Origin of the sequence: Pseudomonas sp. URMO17WK12:I6 (assembly GCF_003253625.1) — a bacterium.
GTDB lineage: Bacteria > Pseudomonadota > Gammaproteobacteria > Pseudomonadales > Pseudomonadaceae > Aquipseudomonas.
Genome location: NZ_QKYZ01000007.1, coordinates 209462 through 220878, shown reverse-complemented (window position 1 = coordinate 220878; position 11417 = coordinate 209462). Strand labels below are relative to the sequence as shown.

The following is an 11417-nucleotide window of genomic DNA, read 5'->3' as shown; positions in this document are numbered from 1 at the left end:
AGTCCGAGATGTGGCGTTGCGTGGGTGTGTTGGGGTTGTTGCTATTGATTACAGGGTGCCAGTCGACTCACGAGGATCTGATCGCCAAAGGGTATCCGCCAGCGTTCGCCGATGGCTTCGATGACGGTTGCAGCAGTGGCCGGCAAGCCGCCGGGGCAATCACCGGTGAATTTCGCAAAAACGTCCCACGCTACCTCAAGGACAAGCAATACACAGAAGGCTGGACCGATGGCTTGCGTCAATGCCAGGCCATGCGGGAAAGCGAGGATCGCAACGAGTACAGGGAACGCCATTGGGATGAGCGCGAAAGGGCCTGGCAACGAGAGAAAGACCGGGACGCCGCGCGAGCCTATCGCTCGCAATAAGTCGTTTACAGACATTCGTCGAAACTTAAAGCACGCGACCATGGCCCAAACCCTATAACGGGAGAACAACATGAGTCGCGCCTTCGTCAATGAAGATAACGCTGCCGCGCAAGCCGACCTGCCAGTCGAACGACAGGTCAGCGCGCAGCCCAATTACGTCACACCCGCCGGGCTCATGCAGCTCCAGGCGAAAGTCGCCGCGCTGCAAAGCCTGCTCGACGAGGAAAGCGCCAAAGGTGACCTGGCCGACAAGCAGCGCCAGGCTGACCTTGATCGCGACTGGCGCTACTTCAAGCAGCGCCTGCAAAGTGCGCAGGTGGTTGCACCAGCCTCCTCCACCGACAAAGTGCAGATTGGCAATTGGGTGACCTTTGCCGACGAACACGATCACGAGCAGCGCGTGCAATTGGTTGGAGAAGACCAGGCGGACGCCGCCCATGGGTTGATCAATTGGAGTTCGCCGCTGGGACGGGCGTTGCTGGGTGCGCACGTGGGCGATGAAGTGTCGTGGAAACGCCCGGCGGGGGATTTGGTGATTGAGGTGCTGGCCATAGAGATCGGGTAAGTTCGATGACGCCTTTGCGGGCAAGCCTCGGTCTTACTGAGCGCAAAAAAAACGGAGCCCCGAAGGCTCCGTTTTTTTCGACCAGCCTGAAATCAGGCCAGTTTCTTGTGCCGTACCCGGTGCGGCTGGGAGGCCGCTTCGCCGAGGCGTTTCTTGCGATCGGCTTCGTACTCGGTGTAGTTGCCTTCGAAGAACACCGCTTGCGAGTCGTCTTCGTACGCCAGGATGTGAGTCGCGACGCGGTCAAGGAACCACCGATCGTGAGAGATCACAATGGCGGCGCCCGGGAAGTCCAGCAAGGCTTCTTCCAGGGAACGCAGGGTTTCAACGTCGAGGTCGTTGGACGGTTCGTCGAGCAGCAGGACGTTGCCGCCCTCTTTCAGGGTCAGGGCCAGGTGCAAGCGACCACGCTCACCACCGGACAGGTCCTTGACGAACTTCTGCTGATCGCCACCCTTGAAGTTGAAACGACCGACGTAGGTACGCGACGGGATCTCGTAGTTGCCGATGCGAATCTGGTCGGAACCGTCGGAGATCTGCTGGAACACAGTCTTACTGCCATCCAGGTCTTCACGGCTCTGGTCGACGCACGCCAGTTGCACGGTTTCGCCGACTTCTATGCTGCCCGAATCCGGCGTTTCCTTGCCCATCAGCATGCGGAACAGGGTCGATTTACCGGCACCGTTACCACCGATCACGCCAACGATGGCGCCTTTAGGCATGGAGAACGACAGGTTGTCGATCAACACGCGATCGCCGTAGCCCTTGGTGACGTTCTTGAACTCGATGACCTTGTCGCCCAGGCGTGGACCGGCCGGGATGTAGATCTCGTTGGTTTCGCTGCGCTTCTGGAATTCCTGCGATTGCATTTCTTCGAAGCGTTGCAGACGAGCCTTGGACTTGGACTGGCGGGCCTTGGCGCCTTTGCGCACCCACTCCAGCTCTTCCTTCATGGCCTTTTCGTGAGCCGATTGCTGCTTGGATTCGGCAGCCAGACGATCGGACTTGGCTTCGAGCCAACCCGAATAGTTGCCCTCGTACGGGATACCGGCGCCGCGGTCGAGTTCGAGGATCCAGCCGGCAACGTTGTCCAGGAAGTAACGGTCGTGCGTGATCGCAACCACGGTGCCCGGGAAATCGTGCAGGAAGTGCTCCAGCCAGGCGACGGAGTCGGCGTCCAGGTGGTTGGTTGGTTCGTCGAGCAGCAGCATGTCCGGGGCGGACAGCAGCAGGCGGCACAGGGCCACACGACGCTTTTCACCACCGGAAAGATGTTCAACCCTGGCATCCCAGGCCGGCAGACGCAGCGCATCGGCAGCGACTTCCAGCTGGCGATCCAGGTTGTGGCCATCGCTGGCCTGCAGGATGGCTTCAAGTTTGGCTTGCTCTGCAGCCAGCTTGTCGAAGTCGGCATCCGGATCGGCGTAGGCCGCGTAGACCTCGTCCAGACGCGCCTGGGCGTCCTTGATCACGCTGACCGCTTCCTCGACCACTTCACGCACGGTCTTGGTCGGGTCCAGGATCGGTTCTTGCGGCAGGTAGCCGATGTTCAGGTCCGGCATCGGACGGGCTTCACCGTCGAACTCGGTGTCGACGCCTGCCATGATTTTCAGCAGCGTGGACTTACCCGAACCGTTGAGACCGAGGACGCCGATTTTGGCGCCGGGGAAGAACGACAGCGAAATGTTTTTCAGGATTTCCCGCTTCGGCGGAACAACTTTGCCCAGCCGATGCATGGTGAAGACGTATTGAGCCATGGAGAACCTAGGGTCAGTGACTGATGAATGATTGGAGCGCAGGCGATGCCCGGCCAGGCCATGCGCGTCGTTCGTTTGATGGGTATCAAGGCGTGCGCGCTGAAAAACCTAGGAGCTGGAACGCTCCCGCGTAACCGGCAAAGCTACCTCATTGACAGGAGGCAGTCCAGCCGAGCGGGGCTGGCACTTCGCCACAACTCAAGGCATGCTAGCCGCCCTTCGGGCGTCCGGCTTATAGTGCACGCCGCGCCAGTCCAGCCAAACCGCAGGATTACAGTTTGTCCAATGTCACTCCGCCACCGTCCGCGAGCGTGCTCAACCCTGGGCTCGGCTCGCCCCTGCGCGGAAGCTTGAAGGGCGCGCTGGCGACTCTCGTGCTGTTGCTGCTCGCACTGCTGTTCTGGCAGTTGCTGGATCAACTGCGCGAAACCCAGAAAAACCAGCGCCAGTACACCATCAACTACACCGCCGACCTGGCTTCGCAAGTCAGCCTCAACATGGCGCTCAACGCCCAGATCGCCCTTAATCTGCTACCGATCGTCGAACAACCGCAAAGCGCCGACGAACAGCAGGCATTGCTGCGCAAACTGCAACAGTCGCTGCCCGACCTGCGCAGCCTGGCGCTGCTCAGCCCCTCCGGGAAAGTCCTGAGTGACAGCGCCGTCGACAGCCAGGACGCCAACTACCTGAGCGAACTGGTCCAGCGCAGCCGCGCCCAGGCCCACTATTTCAGCAATGCCGATGACGGCTCGGTGGTGCACCTGCTCCTGCATCAGGCCAGCGGCAGCACTCGCGGCTACTGGGCCCTGCGCCTGACACCGACATTTTTTTCTTCATTGACCAAACAGGGCGACGCCGGCCTTCGCCCCCTGTGGCTGGTGGAAAACCGCATCAATCATCAGATCATTAGTCGCGATGACGCCCTGCCTTCAGCCAAACCCGCGGCGCTGACACCCGACGAACTGACCAACAGCGTATTGATCGTCCCCCTGAGCAGCAGCGACTGGCAACTGCGCGGGCTGTTCGACCGGCAACGGGTGATCGAACAACTGCTGCCGGCATTCATCGGCAAATGCCTGCTGGGCCTGGCCTTCTCACTGTTACCGTTCATCGCTTTGCTGAACATTCGTCGCCGCCAACGCCAACTGCATGAAGGCCGCCGACGCTATCAGGACATCTTCGAAGGCACCGGTGTTGCCCTGTGCGTGCTGGACCTGTCCGGGCTCAAAAGCTTTTTCGACAAGGCGCAACTCACCAGCAGCGAGCAGCTGAGAACCTGGCTCGGGATACCGGAGCAACGCCAGCAACTGTTGCAGGAACTGCGCATCACCGAGGTCAACCAGGTCGCCCTGCAACTGCTCAACGTCAATTCCTGCGATCAGGCCTGGAAACTACTGATCAACGGCTGCCCTCTGGACTGCACGGCCATCGGCAATCAAGTGCTCGAAGCGGTGCTCCACCAGCAGAAACAGCTTGAGCTGGAAATCAAGCTTCAGGACGCCAATGGCCGCGACCAGCACTTGTGGCTCGTGCTGCGCCTGCCGGAAGATCAGCCCGACCATAGAGCGGTGATCCTGAGCATCAGCGACATCACCAGCCGCAAACTCATTGAGCTTTCGCTGCTGGAGCGCGAAGGATTCTGGTCCGATGTGGTGCGTACCGTGCCGGATCACCTGTATGTGCAAGACGTGATCAGCCAGCGGATGATCTTCAGCAACCATCACCTGGGGCAGACGCTGGGTTACAACCGCACCGAGCTGCACCAGATGGGCGAGTACTTCTGGGAAATCCTCTTGCACCCGGAAGATGCCGACTACTACCACCGCTCGCGCCAGTCCCAGCGTCAGGCGGGTTACACCCAATTGCTGCAGTGCCAGCTGCGCTTCCGTCATCGCGATGGCAAATGGCGGCGTTTCGATATTCGCGAACAGGCCCTGGCGCGGGACAAGCACGATCAGGTCACGCGCATCATCGGTGTGGCCAAGGACATCACCGAGCAGATCGAAGCCAGTGAATCCCTGCGCGACAGCGAGCAGCGCTACCGGATGCTCGCCGAAAGTATCAGCGACGTGATTTTCTCCACCGACAGCAAGATGGCGCTCAATTACGTCAGCCCTTCGGTGCAAGCGGTGCTGGGCTTCGACGCCGACTGGATATTCCAGAACGGCTGGCAATCGACCATCGCCAACCCGCAACAACTGAGCGGCATCTACAGCCTGATGGACCGGGTCAGCAAAGCGCTGGATAAACCCGATCAACTGACACTGCTGCGCAGTCAGGTGCAGACCCAACTGTTTTTGTTCGACTGCCTGCGGGCCGACGGACGCAAGATCCCTATCGAGTTGCGCCTGGTGTTGGTCTGGGACGAACACGGCGCCTTCGAAGGTGTGCTCGGGGTCGGTCGCGACATCAGCCAGCAACGCCGGGCCGAGAAGGACCTGCGCATGGCGGCCACGGTATTCGAGCACTCCACCTCGGCGATTCTGATCACTGACCCGGCCGGCTACATCGTCCAGGCCAACGAGGCCTTCAGTCGCGTCAGCGGCTATGCGGTGTCCCAGGTGCTCGATCAGTTGCCGAACATGCTCACCGTCGACGAGCAGCAGGAAACTCATCTGCGCTACGTGCTCAAGCAATTGCATCAGCACAGCACCTGGGAAGGCGAAGTCTGGCTCAAGCGTCGCAACGGCGAGCACTATCCGGCCTGGGTCGGGATTACGGCGGTGCTCGACGACGAAGGCGATCTGGCCAGTTATGTGTGTTTCTTCAGCGACATCAGCGAACGCAAGGCCAGTGAGCAACGGATTCACCGCCTCGCCTATTACGACGCCCTGACCCACCTGCCCAACCGCACGCTGTTCCAGGATCGCCTGCACACCGCGCTGCAATCGGCCGAACGGCAGAAGTCCTGGGTGGTGCTGATGTTCCTCGACCTGGACCGCTTCAAGCCGATCAACGACTCCCTGGGTCATGCCGCCGGCGACCGCATGCTCAAGGAAATGGCCACGCGCCTGCTCGGCTGCGTCGACGATGACGACACCGTGGCGCGCATGGGTGGTGATGAGTTCACATTGCTGCTGCAACCCCGGGTCAACCGCGAGATCGCGCTGAACCGAGCCATTCACGTGGCCGAACAGATCCTCGCCAGCCTGGTGAAGCCGTTCGTGCTCGAAGGCCGCGAGTTCTTCGTCACCGCCAGTATCGGCATCGCCCTGAGTCCTCAGGACGGTAGCGAACTCAGTCAGCTGATGAAGAACGCCGACACCGCGATGTACCACGCCAAGGAACGCGGCAAGAACAACTTCCAGTTCTATCAGGCCGACATGAACGCCAGCGCCCTGGAGCGTCTGGAGCTGGAAAGCGACTTGCGCCACGCTCTGGAACAAAACGAATTCGTGCTGTACTACCAGCCGCAATTCAGCGGCGACGGCAAACGCCTGACCGGCGCCGAAGCCCTGCTGCGCTGGCGCCATCCGCGCCGCGGCCTGGTGCCGCCAGGGGACTTCATTCCGGTGCTCGAAGAGCTCGGGCTGGTGGTGGATGTCGGCGACTGGGTGATCGGTGAGGCCTGTCGTCAACTCAAGACCTGGCACCAGGCCAAGGTGCGGGTGCCGAAGGTCTCGGTGAATATTTCGGCCCGGCAGTTCTCCGACGGGCAGCTCGGCACGCGGATCGCCACCATCCTCAGGGAAACCGGCCTGCCGCCGGCGTGCCTGGAGCTGGAGCTGACCGAAAGTATCCTGATGCGTGAAGTCAGCGAGGCGATGCAGATCCTCGCCGGACTGAAAAACCTCGGCCTGAGCATTGCGGTCGACGACTTCGGCACCGGTTATTCATCGCTCAACTACCTCAAGCAATTCCCGATCGATGTGCTGAAAATCGACCGCACCTTCGTTGATGGCCTGCCGTCGGGCGAGCAGGATGCGCAGATTGCCCGGGCGATCATCGCCATGGCCCACAGCCTCAATCTGGCGGTAATCGCCGAGGGCGTGGAAACCCACGAACAGCTCGACTTCCTGCGCGAGCATGGCTGCGATGAGGTTCAGGGCTACCTGTTCGGCCGCCCGATGCCGGCCGGCCGGTTCGAAGCGCAGTTCAGCAATGATGCGTTGTTCATGTTCGACTGAGTTTCAGAGTGCTGCGGACGGCCCCATCGCGGGCAAGCCCGCTCCCACAGTTTTTTGGGTGAACCCAAGATTTTTGACCACTGAAGATCCCTGTGGGAGCGGGTTTGCCCGCGATGAGGCCCGCACGATCACCGCTGATCCCGTCATGAAGCCCACTTGTCTGCGACATGATGTCCTTTCATATGCCATCTAAAAGCGGTTGGGTTAGAATGCCTCCCTTTTCTGCCCCGATCCTTGAGGACCGCCATGTTCAGCCGTGATTTGACTATTGCCAAGTTCGACGCCGATCTTTTTGCCGCCATGGAGCAAGAAGCTCAGCGCCAGGAAGAACACATTGAGCTGATCGCTTCGGAAAACTACACCAGCCCTGCGGTGATGGAAGCTCAAGGCTCGGTACTGACCAACAAGTACGCCGAAGGCTACCCAGGCAAGCGCTACTACGGTGGTTGCGAGTTCGTCGATATCGTCGAACAACTGGCCATCGACCGCGCCAAAGAGCTGTTCGGCGCCGATTACGCCAACGTTCAGCCGCACGCCGGTTCGCAAGCCAACAGCGCCGTTTACCTGGCCCTGCTGCAAGCGGGCGACACCATTCTGGGCATGAGCCTGGCTCACGGTGGTCACCTGACCCACGGTGCCAGCGTTTCTTCCTCCGGCAAGCTGTACAACGCCGTTCAGTACGGCATCGATGCCAATGGCCTGATCGACTACGACGAAGTCGAGCGTCTGGCCGTTGAGCACAAGCCGAAAATGATCGTGGCCGGTTTCTCTGCCTACTCGCAGGTTCTGGACTTCCCACGCTTCCGCGCTATCGCTGACAAGGTTGGTGCTTACCTGTTCGTCGACATGGCCCACGTGGCCGGTCTGGTCGCCGCTGGCGTCTACCCGAACCCGGTGCCTTTCGCTGACGTGGTGACCACCACCACCCACAAAACCCTGCGCGGTCCACGTGGCGGCCTGATCCTGGCTCGCGCCAACGCCGACATCGAGAAGAAGCTGAACTCCGCAGTATTCCCGGGCGCCCAGGGCGGCCCGCTGGAGCACGTGATCGCTGCCAAGGCGATCTGCTTCAAGGAAGCGCTGCAGCCTGAGTTCAAGGCCTACCAGCAACAAGTGGTGAAAAACGCCCAGGCCATGGCCGGCGTGTTCATCGAGCGCGGTTTCGACGTGGTGTCGGGCGGTACTCAGAACCACCTGTTCCTGCTGTCGCTGATCAAGCAGGAAATCTCCGGTAAAGACGCCGACGCTGCACTGGGCAAAGCGTTCATCACCGTGAACAAGAACTCGGTACCGAACGATCCACGCTCCCCGTTCGTCACCTCCGGCCTGCGTTTCGGTACCCCGGCTGTGACCACTCGCGGCTTCAAGGAAGCAGAGTGCAAAGAGCTGGCCGGCTGGATCTGCGACATCCTGGCTGACCTGAACAACGAAGCGGTGATCGACGCCGTTCGTGAGAAGGTCAAGGCCATCTGCAAGAAACTGCCGGTGTACGGCGCTTAATTGCCCCGCTAAACCGCAGCAATGAAAAAACCGGCCAGTGATGGCCGGTTTTTTTTCGTCCGCCATAAAGATCAATTGGGGTCGGCACCACTGGTCAGACCGGTCATGCCAATTTTGCTGAGTCCCCTTGTAATCCTGAAAAAATCCAGCGTAGACTGCGCCTGCACTGGACATACCGGTAAGACCACAATAATTAAGTCCTGAATCTGATGCGCTTGGCGCACGGCAGCCAGGACACCGACCAGGATTCCTCCCATGCTCAGATGGTGCTCGCGTTCAATCTTCCTTCAAGTGGTTCTCGGACTGGTGCTCGGCATCGTCTGCGGGCTGACCCTTCCCGAATACTCCGCCCAACTCAAACCCCTTGGCGACGGCTTCATCAAACTGATCAAGATGCTTATTGGCCTGATCGTGTTTTGCGTGGTGGTTAGCGGCATCAGCGGTGCCGGTGACCTGAAGAAGGTCGGACGCATCGGCCTCAAATCGGTCATCTACTTCGAAATACTGACCACCATCGCCCTGGTGATCGGCCTGGTGTTCGCCTTCACAACCGGCATCGGCAGCGGCGCGAACATTCATCTGGAGCAGCTCTCCGCCGCCGACATGGGCGACATCGCCCAGCGCGGTCAGCACATGCACACCACCACGCAGTTCCTGATGGACCTGATTCCGACCTCGGTGATCGGCGCCTTCGCCGACAACAACATCCTGCAAGTCCTGCTGTTTTCGGTGCTGTTCGGCAGCGCGCTGAATCTGGTGGGTGAAGCGGCGTCGGGTATTTCCCGGCTGATCAACGAGCTGAGCCATGTGATCTTCCGCATCATGGGCATGATCGTGCGCCTGGCGCCGATCGGCGTCTTCGGCGCCATCGCCTTCACCACCAGCAAATATGGCCTGGACTCGCTGCAACACCTGGGCAGCCTGGTCGGCCTGTTTTACCTGACCTGCGCGGCATTCGTGGCGCTGATTCTCGGCCTGGTGATGCGCCTCTCGGGCCTGCGGATGTGGCCACTGCTCAAGTACCTGCGTGAAGAACTGCTGATCGTCATGGGCACCGCTTCTTCCGACGCCGTGCTGCCACAAATCATGCGCAAGCTTGAGCATCTGGGCATCGGCAGCTCCACGGTCGGCCTGGTGATTCCGACCGGGTATTCGTTCAACCTTGATGGTTTTTCGATCTACCTGACCCTGGCCATTGTGTTCATCGCCAATGCCACCGGCACGCCGCTGGCCATGACTGACCTGCTGACGATTCTGCTGGTGTCGCTGATCACCTCCAAAGGTGCCCACGGGATTCCCGGCTCGGCGCTGGTGATTCTCGCCGCCACCCTGACGGCGATCCCGGCAATTCCGGTGGTGGGCCTGGTGCTGGTGCTGGCGGTGGACTGGTTCATGGGCATCGGCCGGGCGCTGACCAATCTGATTGGTAACTGCGTCGCCACGGTGGCCATTGCCCGCTGGGAAAAGGACATCGATATCCAACGGGCAAACAAAGTGCTGTCCGGCCAGGTGGGTTATACCTTCCAGCCGAGAAAACCGGTTGTCCCGGCACATCAGCAGGAATTTTAAACAACGTGTGCCTGCCCACGGGCAGGCACATTTATCGCGATTTGGAGCGAACAGTGATTACCTCGTCAACCGTCGTAAATTCAGTGGTAGAAAAACTACGGGCCGCGCTGGCTCGCGGTCAGTGGCGTTCCGGCGACATGCTGCCGGGCCAGCGTGAACTGGCCGAACAACTGGGCATCAGCCGCCCAAGCCTGCGCGAAGCGGTGATCGTGCTGGAAACCCTCGGCCTGGTGCGCTCGATGCCGGGCAAAGGCGTGGTGGTGCTGGAGGCCAATCTCAGCGACAGCCAAAGACACGACAGCGCAGTCGCCGGGGCCAGCCTGGAAGACGTGCTGCAACTGCGCTACACCCTCGAACCGTTCATCGTCGGCCTGGTGGCGCAGTCCATCAGCAGCAAGGAAGTCGGGCAACTGCGCCTGACCCTGATGGACATGCGCGAAGCCCTGGAAGCCAATGACAGCGAGGCCGGTGTGAACGCCTACATCGCGTTCCACGAAGAGTTGTTCACCCTGACCTCGAACCCGATTTTCCAGAGCGTGGTGCAGCAGACCAGCAATGCCCTCAAGCAAAGCGCCGACGTGCTGCGCAATTCTCCGGAGCACTTGGCTGAGCGCCTTGAAGAAAGCGAAGCCATGGTACGAGCGATACGCAGCAAAAACAGCGCCCAGGCCAGCGCCGAAATGCGTCGGCACATCCTTCGGGAAGGTCAACGGATGGGCATCGAATTGAATATCCCGGACGACCACCTCGGCAGTTGACCCCCTCTTCGAACTGGAGACAGGCCATGAACAGCTTCGCCTCACCACAAACGCTTGTTGCCCTGCCCTTTCGTCCGCCGGCGGATGATCTCTATTCGCGAATCTTCGACGCCATTCTCGAACAGCGCATCAATGCGGCCAGTCGCTTTACCGAAGAAAGCCTGGCGCAGATGTTCGGTGCCAGGCGCAGTGACATTCGTGGAGTACTGACGCAGCTGTCCCATCAGCAGATCATCATCCTGCGGACCAATCATCGCCCCCGGGTCGCCGATCCCGATGCCGAACAGACCCGTCAGACGCTTCATGCTCGCCGTCTGACCGAAGTCACGCTAGTGAAACTTGCCTGCCAGCAACCTCGTGCGCAAAACCTGAAGCGCCTGCGAGCCTTGATCGAAAGCGAACGCCAATGCAAGGAGCGTGGTCCAGCGATCCGGTTATCGGGGGAGTTTCACTTGCAACTGGCCGAAATGGCGGGAAATGCGCCGCTGGCGCATTTTCTTGGCAGTCTGGTGCCGCTGACTTCATTGGCGATTGCGCAGTATGACGCTCAGACCGGTGATTATTGCGGATGGCAGGAGCACATGGGGATTGTCGATGCGGTAGAACGTGGGAATGTGGTGATGGCCGAAATGTTGATGCACCGGCATCTGGATCATCTTGAGGAGGTACTGCTGCACTCCGGATCAGTACTCAGCCAGAATCGTGTTGCCGGGTAGATTGCCATCGCGAGCAGGCTCGATCCCACACTGGAAATGCATCCCCTTGTGGGAGCGACG

The 11417-nt window shown here is 60.3% G+C and carries 8 protein-coding genes; 7 read left to right on the top strand and 1 reads right to left on the bottom strand.

Annotation, left to right across the window (positions count from 1 at the left end):
• The first annotated feature begins 8 nt into the window (after nt 1–8).
• Nucleotides 9–365 (top strand): hypothetical protein, encoded by a 357-nt coding sequence (locus tag F475_RS15230; protein ID WP_111454237.1) that lies wholly within the window; start codon nt 9–11, stop codon nt 363–365.
• A gap of 70 nt (nt 366–435) precedes the next feature.
• Complete coding sequence (locus F475_RS15225; RefSeq protein ID WP_111454236.1) at nt 436–930, top strand: GreA/GreB family elongation factor; 495 nt, start codon at nt 436–438, stop codon at nt 928–930.
• A 92-nt stretch (nt 931–1022) separates the two neighbouring features.
• Here F475_RS15225 and ettA read toward each other — a convergent pair whose 3' ends face one another.
• On the bottom strand, nt 1023–2687 hold the full coding sequence (gene ettA, locus F475_RS15220) for an energy-dependent translational throttle protein EttA (protein ID WP_018925869.1): 1665 nt from the start codon (nt 2685–2687) through the stop codon (nt 1023–1025).
• Nucleotides 2688–2965: 278 nt separating this feature from the next.
• Between ettA and F475_RS15215 the strand changes: the two genes are divergently transcribed.
• The 5 genes from F475_RS15215 (at nt 2966) to F475_RS15190 (ending at nt 11357) form a co-directional block, all read left to right on the top strand.
• Complete coding sequence (locus F475_RS15215; RefSeq protein WP_018925868.1) at nt 2966–6814, top strand: bifunctional diguanylate cyclase/phosphodiesterase; 3849 nt, start codon at nt 2966–2968, stop codon at nt 6812–6814.
• 246 nt (nt 6815–7060) lie between these two features.
• Nucleotides 7061–8314 carry a serine hydroxymethyltransferase gene (gene glyA / locus F475_RS15210; protein WP_018925867.1) on the top strand — a complete coding sequence of 418 codons (1254 nt, stop codon included), beginning with the start codon at nt 7061–7063 and terminating at the stop codon, nt 8312–8314.
• A 255-nt stretch (nt 8315–8569) separates the two neighbouring features.
• Nucleotides 8570–9883: a C4-dicarboxylate transporter DctA gene (locus F475_RS15200; RefSeq protein WP_018925865.1), complete on the top strand. Its 1314-nt coding sequence runs from the start codon at nt 8570–8572 to the stop codon at nt 9881–9883.
• Nucleotides 9884–9936: 53 nt separating this feature from the next.
• Complete coding sequence (locus F475_RS15195) at nt 9937–10641, top strand: FadR/GntR family transcriptional regulator (RefSeq protein WP_064620485.1); 705 nt, start codon at nt 9937–9939, stop codon at nt 10639–10641.
• A gap of 26 nt (nt 10642–10667) precedes the next feature.
• Nucleotides 10668–11357 carry a GntR family transcriptional regulator gene (locus tag F475_RS15190; protein ID WP_111454235.1) on the top strand — a complete coding sequence of 230 codons (690 nt, stop codon included), beginning with the start codon at nt 10668–10670 and terminating at the stop codon, nt 11355–11357.
• The last annotated feature ends 60 nt before the right edge of the window (nt 11358–11417 follow it).

Coding starts and splice junctions, on each gene's coding strand:
- F475_RS15230 (WP_111454237.1), top strand. CDS start 9: ATGTGGCGTTGCGTGGGTGTGTTGGGGTTGTTGCTATTGATTACAGGG.
- F475_RS15200 (WP_018925865.1), top strand. CDS start 8,570: ATGCTCAGATGGTGCTCGCGTTCAATCTTCCTTCAAGTGGTTCTCGGA.
- ettA (WP_018925869.1), bottom strand. CDS start 2,687: ATGGCTCAATACGTCTTCACCATGCATCGGCTGGGCAAAGTTGTTCCG.
- glyA (WP_018925867.1), top strand. CDS start 7,061: ATGTTCAGCCGTGATTTGACTATTGCCAAGTTCGACGCCGATCTTTTT.
- F475_RS15190 (WP_111454235.1), top strand. CDS start 10,668: ATGAACAGCTTCGCCTCACCACAAACGCTTGTTGCCCTGCCCTTTCGT.
- F475_RS15225 (WP_111454236.1), top strand. CDS start 436: ATGAGTCGCGCCTTCGTCAATGAAGATAACGCTGCCGCGCAAGCCGAC.